This is a genomic window from Pseudomonas frederiksbergensis (assembly GCF_000802155.2).
GTDB lineage: Bacteria > Pseudomonadota > Gammaproteobacteria > Pseudomonadales > Pseudomonadaceae > Aquipseudomonas > Aquipseudomonas frederiksbergensis_A.
The window spans coordinates 324,630-345,467 of sequence record NZ_JQGJ02000002.1 but is presented as its reverse complement, the minus strand read 5'-3'; the positions used below and the strand labels follow the sequence as shown (position 1 = coordinate 345,467).

The 20,838-nt window shown below is 61.7% G+C and carries 15 protein-coding genes; 10 read left to right on the top strand and 5 right to left on the bottom strand.

Features of this window, described 5'->3' with window-relative positions:
• The first annotated feature begins 216 nt into the window (after nt 1-216).
• Nucleotides 217-2,685: a UvrD-helicase domain-containing protein gene (locus JZ00_RS04585; protein ID WP_039588809.1), complete on the top strand. Its 2,469-nt coding sequence runs from the start codon at nt 217-219 to the stop codon at nt 2,683-2,685.
• 60 nt (nt 2,686-2,745) lie between these two features.
• On the opposite strand, the gene JZ00_RS04580 is transcribed toward JZ00_RS04585, so the two are convergent.
• The gene (locus JZ00_RS04580; RefSeq protein ID WP_003201764.1) at nt 2,746-3,024 is read right to left on the bottom strand and encodes a DUF1652 domain-containing protein; all 279 of its coding nucleotides are present in this window, start codon (nt 3,022-3,024) and stop codon (nt 2,746-2,748) included.
• Nucleotides 3,025-3,223: 199 nt separating this feature from the next.
• Entirely contained in the window at nt 3,224-4,681 is a 1,458-nt protein-coding gene (locus tag JZ00_RS04575) for an MFS transporter (RefSeq protein ID WP_039588596.1), read from the bottom strand.
• A gap of 121 nt (nt 4,682-4,802) precedes the next feature.
• Between JZ00_RS04575 and JZ00_RS04570 the strand changes: the two genes are divergently transcribed.
• Nucleotides 4,803-5,705, top strand: coding sequence for a LysR family transcriptional regulator (locus JZ00_RS04570; RefSeq protein WP_039588595.1), 903 nt, complete (start codon nt 4,803-4,805; stop codon nt 5,703-5,705).
• A gap of 71 nt (nt 5,706-5,776) precedes the next feature.
• Here the strand turns inward: JZ00_RS04570 and JZ00_RS04565 are convergent, their stop codons facing one another.
• Nucleotides 5,777-6,001: a YgdI/YgdR family lipoprotein gene (locus JZ00_RS04565; protein ID WP_039588594.1), complete on the bottom strand. Its 225-nt coding sequence runs from the start codon at nt 5,999-6,001 to the stop codon at nt 5,777-5,779.
• A 220-nt stretch (nt 6,002-6,221) separates the two neighbouring features.
• On the opposite strand from JZ00_RS04565, the gene JZ00_RS04560 reads away from it, so the two are divergent.
• The 3 genes from JZ00_RS04560 (at nt 6,222) to JZ00_RS04550 (ending at nt 12,213) form a co-directional block, all read left to right on the top strand.
• Nucleotides 6,222-7,874 (top strand): VRR-NUC domain-containing protein, encoded by a 1,653-nt coding sequence (locus JZ00_RS04560; protein ID WP_039588593.1) that lies wholly within the window; start codon nt 6,222-6,224, stop codon nt 7,872-7,874.
• On the top strand, nt 7,871-10,201 hold the full coding sequence (locus tag JZ00_RS04555) for an ATP-dependent DNA helicase (protein ID WP_039588591.1): 2,331 nt from the start codon (nt 7,871-7,873) through the stop codon (nt 10,199-10,201). The genes JZ00_RS04560 and JZ00_RS04555 overlap by 4 nt, the downstream gene beginning before the upstream one ends.
• A 77-nt stretch (nt 10,202-10,278) precedes the next feature.
• The gene (locus tag JZ00_RS04550) at nt 10,279-12,213 is read left to right on the top strand and encodes a hybrid sensor histidine kinase/response regulator (RefSeq protein WP_039588590.1); all 1,935 of its coding nucleotides are present in this window, start codon (nt 10,279-10,281) and stop codon (nt 12,211-12,213) included.
• 8 nt (nt 12,214-12,221) lie between these two features.
• Here JZ00_RS04550 and JZ00_RS04545 read toward each other — a convergent pair whose 3' ends face one another.
• Entirely contained in the window at nt 12,222-12,458 is a 237-nt protein-coding gene (locus JZ00_RS04545) for a hypothetical protein (RefSeq protein ID WP_039588589.1), read from the bottom strand.
• A 142-nt stretch (nt 12,459-12,600) separates the two neighbouring features.
• On the opposite strand from JZ00_RS04545, the gene JZ00_RS04540 reads away from it, so the two are divergent.
• Nucleotides 12,601-13,137, top strand: a complete 537-nt coding sequence (locus tag JZ00_RS04540; protein WP_039588588.1) for a hypothetical protein — start codon at nt 12,601-12,603, stop codon at nt 13,135-13,137.
• Here JZ00_RS04540 and JZ00_RS04535 read toward each other — a convergent pair.
• A complete protein-coding gene (locus JZ00_RS04535; RefSeq protein WP_039588586.1) occupies nt 13,134-14,477 on the bottom strand; it encodes a cation:proton antiporter in 1,344 nt (447 codons plus the stop codon). The two genes, JZ00_RS04540 and JZ00_RS04535, sit on opposite strands and share 4 nt — an antisense overlap.
• Before the next feature lie 195 nt (nt 14,478-14,672).
• Between JZ00_RS04535 and JZ00_RS04530 the strand changes: the two genes are divergently transcribed.
• Genes JZ00_RS04530 through ligD form a run of 4 tightly spaced genes read left to right on the top strand, consistent with a single transcriptional unit; the run spans nt 14,673 to nt 20,819 of the window.
• Entirely contained in the window at nt 14,673-16,058 is a 1,386-nt protein-coding gene (locus tag JZ00_RS04530; protein ID WP_039588585.1) for an iron-containing redox enzyme family protein, read from the top strand.
• A gap of 9 nt (nt 16,059-16,067) precedes the next feature.
• The gene (locus tag JZ00_RS04525) at nt 16,068-17,069 is read left to right on the top strand and encodes a methyltransferase (protein WP_039588584.1); all 1,002 of its coding nucleotides are present in this window, start codon (nt 16,068-16,070) and stop codon (nt 17,067-17,069) included.
• The gene (locus JZ00_RS04520) at nt 17,041-18,204 is read left to right on the top strand and encodes a carboxylate-amine ligase (RefSeq protein ID WP_039588583.1); all 1,164 of its coding nucleotides are present in this window, start codon (nt 17,041-17,043) and stop codon (nt 18,202-18,204) included. Before JZ00_RS04525 ends, JZ00_RS04520 begins: the two co-directional genes overlap by 29 nt.
• Nucleotides 18,201-20,819, top strand: coding sequence for a DNA ligase D (gene ligD, locus JZ00_RS04515; RefSeq protein WP_039588582.1), 2,619 nt, complete (start codon nt 18,201-18,203; stop codon nt 20,817-20,819). The genes JZ00_RS04520 and ligD overlap by 4 nt, the downstream gene beginning before the upstream one ends.
• Nucleotides 20,820-20,838: the final 19 nt, after the last annotated feature.

The following is a 20,838-nucleotide window of genomic DNA, read 5'->3' as shown; positions in this document are numbered from 1 at the left end:
GGTCTTCATCGCTTCCACCCGGCATTTGCAGCGATGCAGATCCGGGTGTGAGGGCAAGCCCACTCGCGAATCACCACCCCTGATCATCGCGATGCCAACCTGCCATGCCACTTTCAATTCATCGTCCAAAACCATGAATTAAAAGCTTTTGGCTGGAATCCGCTGTTAAATCCAGACACCATAGTCGCCATGGTTCTGAGTAGCGGAGTCTTCAGCGTGTCGCAACACCGTCCTGATCTTCCCCCCGATCTTATGCCGTTGGCCCAGATGCCTTGGTTCAAGCGCCTGGCTGCGCGTTTCTTTGGCCACGGCCTGACACGCTTGCGCGCCCAGCACCGGGCGTCCTGGCTGCACGGCCAGGCCGATGGCTTTCGCAGCGGCCACACTGCCGGGTTTGACTATGGTTTCAGCGAAGGCAAGGCCGAGGGGTTGGAAGAAGGTCGCCAAGTCTTGTTGATCCGCGATTCGCGAAGCACGGACCATCCGGCGCCCAAGGTCGATGATCTCTTGTTCGACGATTGGCGCTTGCCATTGACGGCCGACCTGAAAAAACGCATGAAGGCCGACGTTGCCCGGTTGTTGCCGGCCCATGCACAGCCCAGCAATGCCCAGTGGAAAATGATTTTCAGCGATACGCCGACGACCTCGGTCATTGCTGGGGCGGGCGCGGGCAAGTCGACTACCCTGGTGCTGCGCATCGTGCTGCTCTCCCAGTACCTGGGGTTCGAGCTGGGCTCGATGACAGTGGTGACGTTTACCCGGGAGTCGCGCAAGGATTTCATCGAGAAGCTCATCTCGGTCTTTTCGCTTTGGGGGCGAGCGATCAGCGTAAAGGAGGCACGCGATCTGGTGCGAACCTTCCATTCTCGTATCCTGCCCATGGTTCGCAGCCTGCCGGGGTTCGAACGGCTCCAGGCCTTTGAAACACTGAGCCATCGTACGGGGACGGACGACGAGGATGCCCAGGCTAATCCGTTCGATCTACGCATCAACGATGCCCAGCGCCAGCAACTCAATGCCTGCTACCACGGGCTTTACCAGCGTGATGAGCGTTTCCGTGAGCTGATCAGATCGCTTTCCCGTCACGCCCTGCAACTCAAGGAGCTGGAGCGCGATCACCCTGACGTGCAGAAGCGTATGGCCGTCACCGAGCTGGCGGCCCAGCGCGACGAAGCGCTGAGCGACGCAATCGAACACCTATGGTTTCGTGCGGGCGCCTGGCCTATCAAAGGCGTTGAGCCCAAGCGAGAAAGGTTTGAAATCAACGGATCTAGGTTTTTCTGCCATGGCTACATCCCGGCCCTCGACGCTTGGGTGATGCTGGGGTTCGATCCGCGGGAAAACGCTCAGTTGAGTCGACCCGGGGCCAAGCTGAGCCTGCGTGCCGAATGGGCAGTAAAGCGAACCCTGTTTCAAGCTTTCTGTCGTAAGCCATTGATATGGCTGGACAGTTATGAGGAGGCCAAGCGGGTCCTGGCCTCCTTGGCCGGTAATGCCACGGCTGGCCCCGGCTTTGATTACAAGATCCAGGGAGAGTTGGGCTCGGCCCCTTTGCTGGATTGTTTCGTGTCGGCGGCAGGTTTCATCGAGAACCTCGGACTGGATGTACCGGATGCCGTTGGCAGGCTGTGTTTCTCCCAGGACGATCCAGACCGGCATTTTTTCGAGGCGCTGAGCCGTTTCTGGCGAGGTTTTGAAGACCATCTGCTGGACCAGTCTCCGCCGGTGATGACCTATAACCGGATGTTCTCGCTGTTCAGCGAGCATTCTCCGGAAAACTTCAAGCTGCTCGATGACGCGTTGCTAAGGCCCATGTCGCACTTGATGATCGACGAGTTCCAGGACGTTTCGCCACAGATCGTCTCCTGGTTGCGGGCGACCTTGGGTGAGGTGCGCAAGCGCGGCCCCGCCATGCATGTGGGGCGGAGCGCCCAGCGGACATCGTTTCTGTGCGTCGGCGACGACTGGCAGTCGATCTACGGATGGCGTGGCAGCTCGCCGAGTTTTTTCATGGATTTCACCAAGCAATTTCCGTCGCCGGCCCATACACGGGTCATGCTCACCGACAACTACCGTAGCCACCAGTACATCATCGACGCGGCCGAACACATCGTGCGAGCGGCACCTTCCATTCCTGGCAAAAAAGCCAAGGCCAGCGGAGAGGCTCGGTCACCAAGCCCAGTCAACGTGATGGAGCGGGACGATGAAGGCTTGGCAAGGAGGATCGAGGAGCATTACCGCAACGGTGATTCGATCTTGATCTTGTATCGAAGAAGCGGCGATAAGTCATTGATTCAAAAGTATATAGAGCCAACAGTTAACGTTGATTCTAGCTTGCCCTATGCCCAGCGACGTCTCCGGCAGATGACCTACCACAGCGCCAAGGGCCTCCAGGCGGATGCGGTGTTCCTGGTGGGCGACTGCCAACATTTGACGCGCTCGCCCTACAAGAACCAGATCTATCGCCTGGCTGGGCTGGGCCAGGAAGGCGATGCCGAGCCGTATGACTCGGCGCAGCGCGATGAGATCCTGCGTTTGGCGTACGTAGGCATTACCCGGGCCGTGCAGCATTGTTATTGGTATGTCGACGGCCAGGACAGCCAGGCGGCAAACGCACCGAAGGCTTCGGATCGAATCGGGGTGGGCAAGCCATTTTTCATTGACCATCGCCTTGCGCGGGGCTGACCTGCCAGCGAAACACAACACTGACAAAAAAGCCCACATGAACATGTGGGCTTTTCTTTGTCAGGAGGCGAATCGTCGCAAACCAACGGGTGGAACGAAGGCTTCAAGCTCGGCTTCCACCGCTTCGATAATTCGCTCGACGTCGGGGGCGTTCATCACGGTCGCGCAGGGGATACCTGCAATGGCGATCATGGTTTCGCCGCTCGCGCGATCAAATAGCCGGGCAACCATACTACCCGGCGCGTCCATGCTGGCTTCGAAGCCCATGGGATGGAAATGCCAGCGCATCAACTGGCAGGCATTGGGGAACGTTACCTTGCTGAAAGATCCTTTATTCATCTGCAGCCCGCCTTCTTCATCAAGCGCTTCCGTTTGCTCATGTCAGGAAGGAAGAGCCCTCTTGGCTCTACCAGTGAGAACTAAAAATAGCATCTGAAAATGAACGCCACGTGGATTTTTTCAGTCCGTTTGGCGATTGGTTCAGTTTTTTTGATCTGCATCATGACCTAACCATGAATTATTCAGAATGCCATCATCGTTAGCCGGCGTTGTCCTTGTTCTGGCGCAACCGCTCTGGCACGCGCAATCCGGCGGCAATTAGCCACGCCAGCCCGGTCAATGAAAGGGCGACGGCAAAGGTGAGATGCAAGCCGTTCGTCACATCCTCTGGGCTCGCTGCCGCGATACCGTTCGTCGGCAATTGGGTAGCGAAAACCGCGCCGAGCACCGATGCGCCGGTAAAGAAGCCGAGGTTGCGCGATAGATTGAGCAAACCGGCAACGACGCCGCGGTTGTTATCAGCTATCGGCGCCATGACTGCGGCATTGTTTGCTGGCTGGAACAGCGCATAGCCGAGGGTGGTTATCGCGATGGTAAAAACATAGCCTGCGATGCCTAGGGCGGGGGAAACCAGCGACAAGAGCAGGGTACCGAGGATCATCGTCCCCAGCCCGGCAAGCCGCATCGGACGTACTCCGAACCGATCAGCCAGGCGTCCGGCGGGCACACCCGCGAGGGCGGCCACGCAGGGGCCGGCTGCCAGCGCCAGCCCCACGATTGCCGGGGGCAGTCCGAGGGTGATGGACAGGTAGAACGGACCGACCAGCAAAGTCGCCATCATGACCGCCGCGACCAGCGCGCTGGACGCCAGGCCCGACACCAAAAGGCGATCGCGCAACATTGCCAAGGGGATCAGTGGCGACTCCAGCCGACGTTGGACCTGGACGAACAGGCCGCCACAGATAATCGCCGCGAATAACAGCCCGATGTTCAACCCGCCGAAGCTTGCGCGCCCAAGCGTCATCGCCAGCGCATAGGTGCCCAGCGTTGCGGCCAGCAGCAGCGTGCCCAAACCGTCGAAGCGCAAGCGCCCGACCGTCGGCGCCTGGTTTCCCGTGGGCAGGTAGCGCCAAGCCAGCACCAATGTCAGCAGGCCCAGGGGCACATTGATCAGGAACAGCGCGTGCCAGCCAAAGCCTGTAATCAACAGGCCTCCCAGGGACGGGCCCAGCGCGGTGCCCACCGCCGACAGCGTGGCGAGCAATCCCATTGCGCTACCGGTCCTGTTTTTTTCCACCGTCTCGCCGACCAGGGCCAACGTCAGCGTCATCATGATCGCCGCTCCCAGGCCCTGCACGGCCCTGGCCGCAATCAACCACCACAGCGACGGTGCCAGGCCGCACAGTCCTGACGCGAGGGTAAACAGCGCAATTGCTGCCAGCAACAGCTTGCGCCGGCCTACAAGGTCGCCGAGCCTGCCCAGGCTGACAATCAGTGTGGTGATTGCCAGCAGGTATGCCAGTACGACCCATTGCACTTGCGCGAAAGACGCAGAGAAAGCCTCGGCCAGTGCTGGCAAGCCGACGGTGGCTACGCTGGCACCCAATGACGCCAGGAGTGTCGACAGGGCGAGGCTGGCCAACGCCCAGCGTACTGGAGCGCGTGGCTGACGTACCGCGGTCGGTGGCAAGCGTTGTTCTGCATTGGCTGGCTTCATCATGTCCCCGTTGTGTTTGACGTACTGTCACAACGTTACGTCCAGGCTTAATATGGCGGAAGACGCATGAGTTGCAGGTTATAGCTGCACCAGACGCCATCTATCAGCCAAGGGCCCGCCAATGTCCGCGATCGATCTGAATTTGCTCGTCACCCTCGATGCATTGCTGTCTGAAGGCAGCGTGGCCGGTGCGGCCCGGCGGCTGCGTCTCAGCGCCTCGGCCATGAGCCGGGCCCTGGCGCGGTTGCGCCAGGCTACGGGGGATCCATTGTTGGTGCGGGCTGGGCGCGGCCTGGTTCCCACGCCCCGGGCCATGGAGTTGCGCGAGCAGGTCAGCCAACTGGTCCAGGACGCCCAGGCGGCACTGCGCCCTGTGCGGGCCCCGGACCTGCAACGGATCAACCGAACGTTCACCTTGCGCACCCGGCAAGGCTTCGTGGAGAACTTCGCCGTCGACCTGATCAATCATATTGGCGAGCAGGCCCCGGGCGTGCGGCTGCGTTTTGTCGAGAAGACCGACCGCGATAGCACGGCGCTGCGCGAAGGCAGCGTTGACCTGGAGACTGCTGTCGTCGATGAGGACACGCGCCCCGAGTTGCGCACCCAGGCGTTGTTTGTCGATCGCATCGTTGGCGTGGTCCGGGCAGGGCATCCATTGAGCCGGATCGAGGTGGGCGTTGACGATTACGCGGCCGGTCGGCACGTCGGTGTCTCCCTGCGCGGCCTTGAGCAAGGCCCGATCGATGAAGCCTTGAGGACTTTGGATCTATCCCGGGAAATCGTGACCTGCGTACCGGGTTTTTCGACTGCCCTGGGGCTCGCCCGGTCCAGCGACCTGATCGCCAGCGTGCCGGAACGCTACACCACGCGCTTGCGCCTTGACATGCACAGTTTCCCGCTGCCGGTCGTGGTTCCTGAGTTCACTGTCGCGATGCTCTGGCATCCGCGAATGGACGCCGACCCCGTGCACCGTTGGCTCAGGGGTTGCTTGCGCAAAGTATGCGCGGGAGAAAAGGGAATATAGTGGGGGCTGCCACGCGACTTCCGGACATGGAGCGGCGTGCGGCCCTCTGGGACAGAGGGCTTGGCTTTCGATCAATCTTCCTTGCGAATCGTCGCGACTTCATCGGCACGAACCCGGACCTTGCGACCCGAAATGTCTTCGAACTCGTAGAAGCCATCCGCAGTGCGGGTATTGGGGGTGTCCTCGGTCAAATACTGGGTGCCGTTCTGCAAGGTCACGACGGTCGGTGATGCGCAGCCAGCCAGTGCGAGGAGTGCCACGGCGACCAAGGGCAGGCCCAGAAACCTGATGTTCATATCCATAACCTCTATGCAAAGGGATGATGCCCGGTTGATTCGACCGGGCCATCACTGAGTTAACCGCCATTTGTCCCGCTTGCTGTAGGAAAGTTCATCGCCGCCTGAAGGAAATCTCCTTTAAATATAGGAGACCGCTCATCTTTTGCAGTTGCTTGGACCGCGGCTAGCTGATATCTGTACGCATAACCAGTACTTCAAGCACCGTGGCGCTTTTCCCGTGACAACCAACCCCCTCGACGATCCTTTTTATTACCTGAACAATTTCCAGCGGGTGCTTGCCTGGCTGGCACAACGCTACGCCGATGTGCTCAGCATCGACGAGCAGCGCTTCATCGAGGCTTTTGCCGCACTACCGCGTCCGTCCCAAGGCCTGCTGGTGAGGATGGTGATGCGCAAGGGGTTGCATTTTCGCCTCGGCAAACTGCGTTATCACGAAATCGGCGACATCGGCGCTGCGGTGCAACCGTTGATCGTATTGGGCTGGGTGCAGGAGCAGGCTGAGCTGAGCCTGGCGGAGCTGTTCGAGGTGTTGCTCAAGCCTGAAATCCTGCTCTGCCTGGGCCATGCGATCGAGCAGCCCAAGGCGAAGAAGGCTGACTGGCTGTTGGCGCTGGGCGAACGCTTCAGCCAACCCCAGCCCTTTGGTGCCTGGTGCCCTCAGTTGGAGGATCGGCTGTTCAGTCTTACAGTCATGGCGTTGTGCGACCGCTTGCGCTTGATGTTTTTCGGCAATCTCTACCAAGATTGGTCGGAGTTCGTGCTGGCGGACCTGGGTATTTTCACTTACGAAGCCGTTGAGTTCAGCGCCGAGTCCCGGGGACTGCGCAACCGCCAGGACATCGACGCCTGTCTTTTTTTGCATGAGTGCCAGCAATCTTTCGAGGCCGGCGAAGCGCTCGAAACGATCGTTGCCCGGATCAATGCGCTGGACCTGGATAACCCATGGCTGGAGCGACGTCGGGGCAAGTTGTTGTTCCAGATCGGCCAGCACGCAGAGCGTAGCGGTGAATTCGCCTCGGCGCTGTGCGTCTATCGCGATTGCAGTTATCCCGGCGCGCGGTTGCGGATGATCCGGGTGCTGGAGCGGATCGGTGAATATGCCTTGGCCCTGGAGCTGGGCGAAGCCGCCGCGCAATCGCCACAAAGCGCCGCTGAACGACAAGCGTTGCTGCGGATCGTGCCGCGGCTGCGGCGCAAACTCGGCGGGCCACCCGTGCCGCGTCCGATTGCGCGGGAAGTCGAGCGGCTGGACTTGCACTTGCCCCGGGTCGATCCGGCATTGCCGGTGGAATATTGTGTCCAGGCCCATTTGCATGACGACGCCGCCCCAGTGCATTACGTCGAGAACAGCCTGGTCAATTCGCTGTTCGGCCTGCTGTGCTGGCCGGCAATCTTTGCGCCTTTGCCGGGCTCGTTTTTCCACCCCTTCCAACGCGGTCCGGTGGACCTGCTCAACGAAGACTTTCATGAGCGTCGCGCCGAGCTGTTCGCGGCGTGTTTCGCGGAACTGGATGACGGTCGCTACCGCGGCACTATCCGCCGTCGGTACGTGGAAAAATACGGCGTGCAATCACCTTTCGTGTTTTGGGGGGCGCTGTCCGAAGCGCTCCTGGACCAGGCGCTCGACTGTTTGCCGGCGGAGCACCTCAAGCGCTGGTTCAGTCGCCTGCTATTGGACATCAAGGCCAACCGCGCCGGCATGCCGGACCTGATCCAGTTCTGGCCGCAGCACAAGACCTACCGCATGATCGAAGTCAAAGGTCCTGGCGATCGCCTGCAGGACAACCAACTGCGCTGGCTGGACTTCTGCCATGAACACCAGATGCCGGTCGCCGTCTGTTACGTGCAATGGGCGGAGCAGGGCGCATGACCGAGGTGCCGGGCTACAGCATTGCTGTGCGCGCGTTGTGTGAGTTCACCGCCAAGGCCGGCGACCTCGATTTGCGCTTTACGCCATCGCCCACGGCGCTGGAGGGGATTGTCGGGCACAGGACCGTGGCAGCGCGGCGCAGCGAGGGCTACCAGGCGGAGGTCAGCCTGCAAGGCGACTATCACAGCCTGAGGGTCAAGGGCCGGGCAGACGGCTACGACCCTGCGCGCAACCGTCTCGAAGAAGTGAAGACCTACCGTGGCGACCTGAACAAACAGCCGGACAACCATCGTCAGTTGCACTGGGCCCAGGCGAAGATCTACGGTTGGCTGATGTGCCAGAAATTGCAGCTGCCGCGCATTGACGTCGCCCTGGTCTATTTCGACATCGTCAGCGAGAGGGAAACCTGCCTTGACCAAACGTTCGAAGCGTCGCAACTCCAGGCGTTCTTCGAGCAGCAGTGCGCACGTTTCCTGGCCTGGGCGGAGCAGGAGATGCGCCACCGCCAGGCCCGCAACCAGGGCGCCCAGGCCCTGGCGTTTCCCCATGCGGGCTTCAGGCCCGGGCAGCGTCATTTGGCTGAGTCGGTGTTCAAGGCCGTCAGCACCGGTCGTTGCCTGATGGCGCAGGCGCCGACGGGTATCGGCAAGACCGTCGGCACGCTGTTCCCGATGCTCAAGGCCTTGGCGCCGCAGCGCCTGGACAAGGTTTTTTTCCTCACTGCGAAAACCCCGGGGCGCAAACTGGCGTTGGACGCCGCCCGGCTACTGACCGACAGCGCGCCCGCAATGCCGCTGCGGGTGCTGGAGATGATCGCGCGGGACAAGGCCTGCGAACATCCGGACAACGCCTGCCATGGCGAATCCTGCCCGCTGGCCCGAGGTTTTTATGACCGCCTGCCGCAGGCCCGGGCGGCGGCGAGTCAGGTTACGCTGCTCGATCAAGCCGCGTTGCGTGGCATCGCGCTGGAGCATGACGTCTGTCCGTATTACCTGAGCCAGGAAATGGCCCGCTGGGCAGACATGGTGGTAGCGGACTACAACTATTATTTCGACTTCAGCGCCTTGCTCTTCGGCCTTGCCCAGGCCAACGGCTGGACGGTCGCGACCCTGGTGGACGAAGCCCACAACCTGGTGGAGCGGGGGCGGCAGATGTACAGCGCGACCCTGGACCAGGCCACCTTGGCGGCTGTGCTCAAGAGCGCACCCGAGGCGCTGAAAAAACCGCTGCAAAAGGTCAATCGCCAATGGAATGCCCTGCACGGGCCGCAAATTGCCGCTTATCAGGCTTATGACAAGCCCCCGGAAAAGCTGCTCCTGGCGCTGGGATCCTGCGCCACGGCGATGGGAGATTACCTCAACGACCATCCCCAGGGCCTGGACAGTGGCCTGCAGGCGTTCTATTTCGACATCTTGCAGTTCGGGCGCGTGGCGGAGTCATTCGACGAGCACTTCCTGTTCGATATCCATAAGCGCGACGTCGGTCGCCAGCGCAGCCTGTCTACGCTGTGCCTGCGCAATGTGGTCCCGGCCGGTTTCCTGCGCCCCCGGTTCACGGCGTCACGCAGCAGCGTGCTGTTCTCCGCGACCCTGAGCCCACGGCGGTACTACGCTGATCTGCTGGGGGCACCAACGGACACGGTGTGGATCGATGTCGAATCACCGTTCCAGGCCGAGCAATTGGACGTGCAGGTGGTCAGCCGGATTTCCACCCGATTCGCTCGCCGCCAGGCGTCCCTCGACCCGATCGTGGCATTGATGGCCCGCCAGTTCGACGAGCGGCCCGGCAATTACCTGGCGTTTTTCAGCAGCTTCGATTATCTGCAACAGGTAGCTGGGCTGTTTGCAGAGCGGTATCCCCACGTTGCGACCTGGACGCAATCGCGCGGCATGGGCGAGGCCCCTCGACAGGCATTTCTCGACCGGTTCATGGAGCACAGCCAGGGTATCGGTTTCGCCGTGCTGGGCGGGGCGTTTGGCGAAGGCATCGATCTGCCCGGCTCGCGACTGATCGGCGCCTTCATTGCCACGCTCGGACTGGCGCAGTTCAACCCGGTCAACGAGCAGATCAAGCAGCGCATGGCGGCGATCTTTGGCGACGGCTACGACTACACCTATCTGTATCCGGGCCTGCAAAAGGTCGTGCAGGCAGCCGGTCGTGTCATCCGCACTCAGCAGGATCGGGGGGTGGTGATGCTGATCGACGATCGTTTTGGCGAGGCCAAGGTGCAGCGACTGCTGCCGCGGTGGTGGTCGATCAAGCAAGAGGCGCTTGGATCCCCCTGCGGACCTGCTGGGTTCCACCAAGGTTCGCAAGGCGCCTTATAGCCCTACGAAAATCAGGTTTTTCCTGGCGCGGCAGTTGTTCCATACTCCACCCAAATTCCCATGGATGCCTCGGCCACATGCTTGAGAAGAACCCCAAGACCGCTCGTATCGATGAAGAACAGCGCTTTCGATTGTTGATCGACGCGGTGGTCGACTATGCCATCTACATGACCGATCCGTCGGGCATCATCACCAGTTGGAATTCGGGTGCGCGGCGCTTCAAGGGTTATGAGGAGTCGGAGATCCTGGGCCAGCATTTCTCCCGTTTCTACACCGACCAGGACCGTGCCGCCGGCCTGCCGCAACGGGCACTGGACACGGCTGTGCGCGAAGGACGCTTCGAAGGCGAAGGGTGGCGGGTGCGCAAGGACGGCACGTTGTTCTGGTCCCATGTGGTCATCGATCCAATCATCGACGCCCAGAATGGCGAGCTGCTCGGTTTCGCCAAGATCACCCGTGACCTGACCGATCGCAAGATGGCCGAGGAAACCCTCAAGCAAAGCGAACAGCAATTTCGGTTGCTGGTGCAGAGCGTCACCGACTATGCCATCTATATGCTCGATCCGGATGGGCAGGTGACCAACTGGAACCAGGGCGCCCAGCGCATCAAGGGGTACCTGCCGGCACAAGCCATCGGCCAGCATTTTTCCATGTTCTATACCCCTGAGGACCGCGAAGCCGGCGAGCCACAGCGCGCCCTGCGCATAGCCGCCACTGAGGGGCGTTTCGAAAAGAAGGGCTGGCGCGTGCGCAGGGACGGCACGCGATTCATGGCCCACGTGGTAATCGACGCGATTCGCAGTGATACCGGTACGTTGCTTGGATTTGCCAAGATCACCCGGGACATTACCGATGCCACCCAGGCGCAACAGGCCCTTGAACAGGCGCGCGAGGCGCTTTTCCAATCCCAGAAACTGCAGGCCATCGGCCAACTCACCGGTGGCATCGCCCATGATTTCAACAACCTGCTGACGGTGATCCTCGGCAACCTGGAGATCGTGCGCAAGCGTATCCCCAGTGAACCCAAGCTGACCCAGCTCCTGGACAACGCTACCCAGGGCGCGCTGCGCGGCGTGTCGCTGACCCAGCGCATGCTGGCGTTTGCCCGCCGGCAGAAGCTCAGCGCCGAGCCGGTGGAACTGTCGGTGCTGGTGGATGGCATCAGCGGCTTGCTGCAAAGCTCCATGGGCCCGTCGATCCACATCCAGGCCCAGTTCGCCGAGGCGTTGTCGCCGGTACTGGCCGACGTCAACCAGCTCGAACTGGCGATCCTCAACCTGGCGACGAATGCCCGGGACGCCATGCCCCAGGGCGGCCGGATATTGATCCAGGCGCAGGAACGGCAAGGCAGCGATGCGCCGGCGGCGAGCAAGCCACTGGCGACCGGGCGCTACATTTGCCTGACCATCATCGATGAAGGCGAGGGCATGGACGAGGCGACGCTGGCCTCGGCGGTGGACCCCTTTTTCACCACCAAGGGCGTTGGCAAGGGCACTGGCCTGGGGCTGTCCATGGTCCACGGCTTGGCCGAACAACTGGGTGGCCGCTTGATTCTGCGGAGTGAAAGAGGCGTTGGCACCACCGCCGAGCTGTGGTTGCCAGTGGCCGACGACTCGGTCATGGACAAGCCGGCCGTCACCGAGACTGCCGGGGAACATGTCCCTGCACTGACGGTGCTGGTGGTGGACGACGACAGCCTGGTGCTGACCAGTACGCGTCTATTGATCGAAGACTTGGGGCACCGGGTCCTTTGCGCGTTGTCGGGCGCCCAGGCGCTGGAATTGTTCGAGCGCAATGAAGGCATTGATCTGGTAATCACTGACATGGCCATGCCACAGATGGATGGCGCGCAACTGGCCAGATTGCTTCGCGATCGCCAGCCGACCCTGCCGATCATCCTCGCCACCGGGTACGCCGAGCGCCTGGAAGGTTTCGCCACGCAACTGCCACGGTTGACCAAGCCGTTCAAGCAGATCGACTTGGTGCAGGTCATTGGACAGACGATGAAATAAACCGCTGATCAGGACCCTTGAGTGTTCTTCTTGAAACCCCGCAGGTTCATTGCGCACAAGCAGAACTGCAAGACGATCAGTGCATAGGCATCGGTGTGCAAGCCCCAGATGACCCATAGGATGTTGCTGAGGATAAAACAACTGAAGCCCGCCACACGCCGGCGGGGTTGGCGCGAGCCGATCAGCCAGGCCGCCAGCACCGTGACGGCCATCGCCGGCCATTGCACCCATCCAAGATAATCCACGCGTTTTTCCCTCTTGCCATCGATCCCTTAAAGACCCCGGTGAGCGCGTAGCGTTTCGTTGACCTTTGGTCCATCGGCTTGAACTTGCCTCATGGTGATCCTTTCCAAATGCACCCAACCAAGCCGAGGGACTATTCACGCAATGCCCAGAATCCTGACCCGCCAGACCCCTGAAGAAGACCTGACCGAACACAACGCCAAGCTGTTCGGGTCGCCCAAGGAGCGGCTGGACTTCTATCGTCGGGAAATCCAGTACGAAACCAGCATCCTGGCCAATCGCACCGATGCCTACCTGACCGCCCAGTCCTTCCTGGTGATTGCTTTTGCCTCGTGCATGGCCAACCTGAATCCTGAGTGGGGCAAGCTCTTTACGCTGATCGTGCCGCCGTTCTTGGCGCTGCTTGGCTTCTTGAGTTCGCTCAATGCCTGGCCGGGCATTCGTGCCGCTTACGAGATCATCGACCACTGGCACTTCAAGCAAAGTGAATTGCTGCGCAGCGAGCCACTGATGGGCCTGGCCTACGACGAATCGCCGCTGTTCAGCGAGCAGGAGTCGACTCATAAGGGCTACCGTAAATCGCTACTGTTTTCGGTGCGCACACCTTGGATCTTCGCGGCGTTCTGGGTGCTGCTGGGGGTCTATTCGGTGTATATCCAGGTGAGCGATCCGGGCGGCTAGGTGCCGGGATCATTTTTGCGGCGCTCGTACCACGCCAGGGCGGGTTGGGTCGTCACGCCGTGGACGAGGATGCTCAGCGCCACCACGGACAGCGAGATGTCGATGCACAGTTGCGCCATTGCAGGTTGCAAGCCATGGTTCAAGGCATAGAACAGATAAAACAGACTGCCGATCCCGCGGATGCCGAACCAGCCGATCAGCAGTCGTTGCGGGTTGTCCAGCAACCGCCCCCAAGGCATCGCCAGCACACTGAGTGGACGGATGACCGCAAATAGCAGGGCGCCAACGGCCAAGGCTCGCCAATCCCAATGGCTTGCAAGGACCACGCCCAGCAGTGTGACCAGGAAGACTTCCATGGCGCGCTCCACCAGGCTGCCGAACGCGAGCATGTCGCTCATCATCACACCTGCCGCCACTTGACCGTCGTCCAAGGCCTGGGTGTCGCCGTGCACCGCCTGGTGGGGCTCGACCGTCTCGTGGCCGACCACCGGTTGCACCAAGTGCTCGGCTGGGGGCGCGTGTTCGTCGGTGGACTCGACTTCCGCCTGGCGCAACCCCAGGCCAGCGGCGAACACCGACAGGAAACCGTAGCCCTGGACCGCTTCGGCCGCGACATAGGCCAAGGCAATCAGCGCCAGGGCCAGGTAGTCATTGGGAGACAACGTGCTGTCCGCATTCTTGATGCGCAGCGACAAGGTAAGCCGGCCGATGCCGCGCCCCAGCCAATAGCCGACCAGTAAACCCGCCGGCACCGCCCAAAGGACATCGCGCAGTGCCCACTCTCCCAGGAAACCGCTGCCGTCTTCGTTGAGCATGAGCAAGCCAAGGATGACAAAGGGGAATGCCGTGCCGTCGTTCAGTCCGGCTTCACCGGACAGGCCGAACCGCACCCGGTCATCGTCGCGGGCATCGTTGACCTGGACCAGGGCAGCCAACACAGGGTCGGTTGGCGCCAGTATCGCGCCGATCAGCATCGACAGGCCCCAACCGAGACCAAACAGATAGTGCAGCACCAGGCAAAGCCCGGCGATCGTCAGGACCATCACCGGTCCGGCGAGCCCATACGCCACGCGCCAGCTACGGTTCTTTAGGGGCAGGCGCAGCTTGAGCCCGCTGACGAACAGCGAAAAGACCACGGCGACCTCGGTCAAGTGCTCCATCCACACGGAAGAATCATCCAACTCGAGCTTTAGCAGCCCCAGCCCCGCCGGCCCGATGGCGACGCCCAGCGCCAGGCACACCGCAGACGTGGTGACCGGCATCCAGCGCAGGTAGGAGGAGGTCAGGGCCAAAGTCAGCAAGACAGCGCCGAGCACGGCTACCCACGCGGTGAAGATCATGATTGCTCCTTGGGTAACGAAACGCCTCGTCTAACGTTCGAGACCCACAACGAAGCGAGGGTTCCACCGCGTATCAGCGCGATTCCGTTTATCCGGGCGCTGTTCGATCCAGGGGAATTTTTTGCCGTCCGCAAGGCTCTGCAAAGGAAGAGACGTGCCGATTCGAGCGTCCAGCCGAAAACCCAAGAGGCCTTTATGACTGCGCTGACACCCCTCCAATCCAGGCCTGCCACCGCGCAGCCATTCACGACCACTGGCAGCATTCGCCAATGTTATGAACGGCTCCTGCAGGGCGCCGACGATGCCGAACAACGGGCGGCCGCCCAAGCCTTCCTGCAACCTTGCCTTGAACAAGCCAGCACATTGCCCCAGGAAATGCCGGATGATCCCAGCGCCTTGCTGGCCTGGGTAGAACAGCACAGCGCCGGCGTGGCCCGGCAATATGCCGATTATCTGGAGCGACGCAAAAACGGCGGCCGCCGGGAGTTTTTCCAGACCAAGGCCCATGCCCTGTATTTTATCCAGGCCGTGGCGCCGACCAAGCTCGTGGACGGCGCCTGGTTGTATGGGGTGCTCAAGCACTGGCATGACCATCGCTTCGAAGGGCTGCTATGCACCTACCTGGAAGAACTTGGGGATGGCGTTCCCGCGCAGAACCACGTCGTGCTCTACCGCAAGCTGCTGGCCGAACATGGCTTGCAGGACATGCCTGACATCGATGATGAACGCTATCTGCAAGGCGCGGTTCAGTTGGCGTTGGGCTATGCCGGCGACGAATACCTGCCCGAGGTCATCGGCTACAACCTGGGCTATGAACAACTGCCCTTGCATTTGCTGATCAGCGCCTATGAGTTGAGCGAGCTCGACATTGATCCGTATTACTTCACGCTTCACGTGACGATCGACAACGCCAGCACCGGCCACGCCCACAAAGCCGTGCAAGCGTTGCAACAATTGATGCCGATGGAGGCCGACCGCGAAGCCTTCTGGCGCCGCGTCACCCTCGGCTATCGCCTGAATGACCTGGGGCAGGGCAGCCGGGCGATCATCGAGTCGTTCGACCTTGAGCGCGAAGTGCTGGACATGCTCGAGCGCAAGCGCCCGTTCGGCCAGCACATGCATTCCGATTACTGCAAATTCGAAGGCAAGACCGTCAACCAGTGGCTGGCAGAACCGGGGCAACTCGAAGGTTTCCTCAAGGCCATGCAAGGCAAAGGCTGGATCCGACGCCATGAAGATCCGCAGAACAGCCGTTTCTGGACCCTGATCGAAGGCGCCGGCGCGGCCATGTTCGGGGTCTTCAGCCCTTATGAAAAACAGCTGCTGCACGATTGGATTGCCGGCGATTGGCTGGATCAGCGCGGCCGTCCCGGTGCACGTCGCAACCATGGCGCGGCGCATGAATCGCCGGCACCTGTCCAAGACCCGGATGTGCAGAACCTGCAGCAAACGCTGCGGGGCAAGGCGCCCGACGAGCAGATGCAGATATTGATGCCCTGGCTCTCGGCGCGCTGCCACAGCCACCCGGCCGGGTTGTTGGCGACCCGCCGGTTCATCGAACTCAAATCCGCCCTTCGCTAGGAGCCTTGCATGAATCAGGAAGATCGCCTGTCCGAACCCGACCTGGCGCTGCTGCAACTGGGTCGCCGTCTGCACGCCGACGGCTACCGTTTCATTACCCCGACGCCACTGACCCACGAGCGGGTCAACCAGCGGCCCGGTAACGAACGCTCCAAGACCCTGCGGGATGTGTTCGGTTGGTCACGGCCTTTCGCGCCGGGGCTGATTTCCGCCGACGAGCAGCGCCAATTGCAGGAGGCTGAAGTATTGGAAGAGCGCGATGGCCTGCTGCGCAGCCGCGTGCGTTGGTCGAGCCTGGACGGGATGCTGTTCGCCCACTCGCAATTCCCGACGCAGGCCAATGACGCGGTGTTCTTCGGCCCCGATAGCTACCGTTTTGCCCATCTGATCCATACCCACCTGCAACAGAACTTCACAGCCGTGCATCGCGCCGTGGACATCGGCTGCGGCGCGGGTGTCGGGGCGCTGGTCATTGCCCGTGCCCGACGCGAGGCCCAAGTACTGGCCGTCGACATCAATCCCTTGGCGTTGCGCCTGTGTGCCGTCAATGCGGCGCTGGCCGAGGTGGCCAATGTCGAGATCGCCCGCAGCGATGTGCTCCAGGACGTCGAGGGCGAATTCGACTTGATCGTCGCCAACCCACCGTACATGGCCGACCCCGCCGAGCGCGCCTATCGCCATGGCGGCGGAACGCTGGGCGCCGGGTTGTCGCTGCGTATCGTCGAACAGGCGTTGCCCCGGCTCACGCCTGGCGGCTCGCTGGTGCTCTATACCGGCGTGGCGATGGTCGATGGTCGGGATCCGTTCCTGGAGGCCTTGGGCGCGTGGCGCGATTCCCCTCAGTTCGCCTGGACCTACAGGGAATTGGACCCGGACGTGTTTGGCGAGGAACTGCTCACACCGGGTTATCAGGACGTGGAAAGGATCGCCGTGGTGGCGTTGGTTGTCACCCGCACGGGTGCGGGTATCGGAGGGAACATCGATGAACAGGCGTCTGAAGTTCGGCATTGAAGAGGAATATTTCATCACTGACCTGCAAACCCGCCACATGCCCGACCAGCCGCCCGCGGCTGCCGTGGCGGCATGCCGGGAGGAGCTGGGCAAGCATTTCGCCCATGAAATGTTCCAGAGCCAGGTGGAAATGGCTTCGCCCATTTTCCGCAGCCTGGCCGAAGCAGGCGATTACCTGGCCAAGGTGCGTACCGGCCTGACCCAGCGCCTGGCGCCCCATGGCCTCGGATTGCTGAGCGCCGGATCCCATCCGATGGCGACTGTCGGCTTGCAGCCCACCGACGAGCTGCACTTCCAGCAGTTGTTCGACGATTACCAGCGCGTGGCGCGCCGCAGCGTCCTGTCGGGCCTGCACGTTCACGTAGAAGTGCCGGGGGACCATGACCGGGTCAAAGTGATGAACGAAGTGTTGCCGTGGCTGCCGATGCTGTTGGCGCTGAGTGCGTCCTCACCGTTCTGGAATGGCGCCTACAGCGGCTTCAGCAGCTACCGGCAAGTGGCCTGCGATGAGTGGCCGCGCATGGGCGTGCCCGAATTCTTCGAGGACGAAGCGGCCTTCGACGGCTACGTCAACATGCTCATGCGTACCGGCTCCATTCGCCAGCCCAGCGATTGTTGGTGGGTGGTGCGGCCTTCGTCGCGTTACCCGACCCTGGAGCTGCGCATCTGCGATGCCTGCCCACGGATTGAAGATGTGCTGTGCCTCGTCTCGCTATTCCGGCTGATGATTGCCCACGCCGTCGCGCAGCCCAAGGCGGGCGCCAACTACAGCTTGATGTCCCACTGGATCCTCAAGGAAAACCGCTACCGTGCCAAACGCCACGGCATCCTCGCGGAGTTCATCGTCGAAGGGCAGGAGCAGCCGATGCTGATTGGCGAGTGGCTGAACCTGGCTGAACAGACCTTCGGCGACACCGCGGCCGCGCTGGGCGTGCAGGACGTGTTCAAACAAGCGCGCCGGATCATCCAGGAGGGCACCAGCGCCGATCGGCAAGTGGTGCTCTACGAACAGGGGCTGCTGCTGGGCGACACGACCGAAGAGGCATTGGGCCGGGTCGTCGACCAGCTGCTATCGGAAACCGCCGGTATGCCCGTCGCGGATCCGACCCTCGCGCAAGTGGCAGGTGGCCCATGACCAGCAAGACCCTCGACGACTACAACCGCATGCGCGACTTCGGCGCCACTCCCGAGCCGGCGGCGAAGCGTTCACGCAAATCGGCGAAAACCGCCCATGCGCTGCAGTACTGCATCCAGAAGCACGACGCCACGCGGCTGCATTACGATTTTCGCCTGGAACTGGATGGCGCACTGAAAAGCTGGGCGGTGCCCAAGGGGCCGTCCCTGGACCCGAAGGTCAAGCGCCTGGCGGTGCATGTTGAAGATCATCCGCTCGATTACGCCACCTTCGAGGGCAGTATTCCCGAGGGGCATTACGGTGCTGGCGACGTCATCGTCTGGGACCGGGGCGTGTGGATTCCCCAGGGTGACGTACACGAAGCCTACGAAAAGGGCCGGCTCAAATTCGAATTGCGCGGGGAAAAGCTCGCGGGCCTGTGGAACCTGGTGCGCACCCATATGCCGGGCAAGCAGGAGCAATGGTTCCTGATCAAGCATCAGGACGACGCGGCCCGACCGGAAAGCGAGTACGACGTGGTGCAGGCCGAGCCCGACAGCGTGCTCAGTGACCGCACCATCGTGCCCAAGCGCCGGGGCAAGGCGGCTGCAGCCAAACCCGTCAAGCAGCCGGACGAACCTGCCAAACCGAAGTCGACGAAAAAAACCGGAAAGACAACCCTCAGCGGCGCCGTCGCCGGCCCGATGCCTGAAACCCTGAAGCCGGAACTGGCGACCCTGGTGGAAAGCGCACCCGATGGCGACTGGCTCTACGAAATCAAGTTCGACGGCTACCGGGTCATGGCACGTATCGACAATGGCGACGTGCGCTTGATCACCCGCAACGGCCATGACTGGACGCATAAACTGCCGAAACAGGCCGAGGCGCTGGCGGGGCTGGGGTTGGAATCAGCCTGGCTCGACGGCGAGATGGTCGTCGCCAACGAGCAAGGCGTGCCGGATTTCCAGGCCCTGCAAAACGCTTTCGACGCCGGCAGCAGCGGCAAGATCGCCTATTACCTGTTCGACCTGCCGTACCTCAACGGCATGGACCTGCGCAAAGTGCCGGTGCAAGAGCGCCGCGCCGCGTTGGCCGCGGTCCTGGAAGCCAATGAAGACCCACTGCTGCGTTTCTCCGATTCCTTCGAAGAAACCCCCGAAGCGCTGCTCAACAGCGCTTGCCAGATGCGCATGGAAGGGCTGATCGGCAAGCGCCAGGGCAGCGCCTATATGTCCCGGCGCAGCAGCGATTGGATCAAGCTCAAGTGCAAGAATCGCCAGGAATTCGTCGTGGTCGGCTTCAGCGACCCGAAGGGCGCCCGCAGCGCGTTCGGCGCCTTGTTGCTGGGTTTGCACGATGTCGACAGCGGCGAGTTGCGCTATGCCGGCAAGGTCGGCACCGGTTTCAACGAAACCACGCTTAAAAGCATTTACCAGCAACTGTTGCCCCTGGAAACCAAAAAAGCCGCCGTGGTCAATCCGCCCACCGGCTACGACGCCAAGGGCGTGCATTGGCTCAAGCCGCAGTTGCTGGCGGAAGTGGCGTTTGCCGAAATGACAAAGGAAGGCTCGGTACGCCATGCGGTGTTCCATGGCTTGCGCAACGACAAGCCCGCCAAGGCGATCACCCAGGAGTTGCCCAAAACCGTGAAAAAGACCGTGGTCAAGGACGATGTCGAGCCAGCACCGGCCAAGGCGAAAGCCAAAGCCAAAGCCAAGCCCAAGACCACGCAGTCGCCAACCCTGGACGGCAAGGTCCGCATCACCCATCCGGATCGGATCATTGATGCCAGCAGCGGCACGACAAAAATGCAATTGGCCGAGTACTACGCCAGCGTCGCCGATTTCATTCTGCCGGAGCTGGCCGACCGTCCGGTGGCGCTGGTCCGGGCGCCGGACGGCATTGCAGGTGAGCTTTTCTTCCAGAAGAACCCCGAGCGCCTGGCCATTGCGGGCATCACCAGCCTGGACAAGGACCTGACCGGGCAACCGGTGATGATCATCAATAACGCCGAGGCGCTGATCGGCGCGGTGCAGATGAGCACCGTGGAGCTGCACACTTGGAATGGCACTTGCGTCGACCTGGACAAGCCCGATCGCTTCGTCCTCGACCTTGACCCGGACCCGGCGCTGCCGTGGAAGAGCATGGTGGAAGCCACCCAATTGACCCTGTCGGTGCTGGATGAGCTGGGCCTGAAGGCGTTTCTCAAGACCAGCGGCGGCAAGGGCATCCACATTGTCGTGCCGATCACCCGCAAGTTGGGCTGGGACGAGGTGAAAGGCTTCAGCCATGCCATCGTCAGCCACATGGCCAAACTGCTGCCGGATCGCTTCTCGGCGGTTTCAGGGCCAAAGAACCGGGTAGGGCGGATCTTCATCGATTACCTGCGCAATGGCCTCGGCGCCACCACCATCTGTGCCTACGCGGCACGCACCCGTGAAGGGTTGCCGGTTTCGGTGCCGATCTACCGCGAAGAAGTGGCCGAGCTCAAGGGCGCCAACCTGTGGAACGTGCACAACGTCCATGAGCGGCTGGCAGAGGTGGGGCATGAGCCTTGGGCGGACTTGCGCAAGACCCGCCAAAGCATTACTGCCGAGATGCGGCGGCGGATCGGGATGAAGAAGGCCGCCAAATAGTATTTTCGCCGTACCGCTT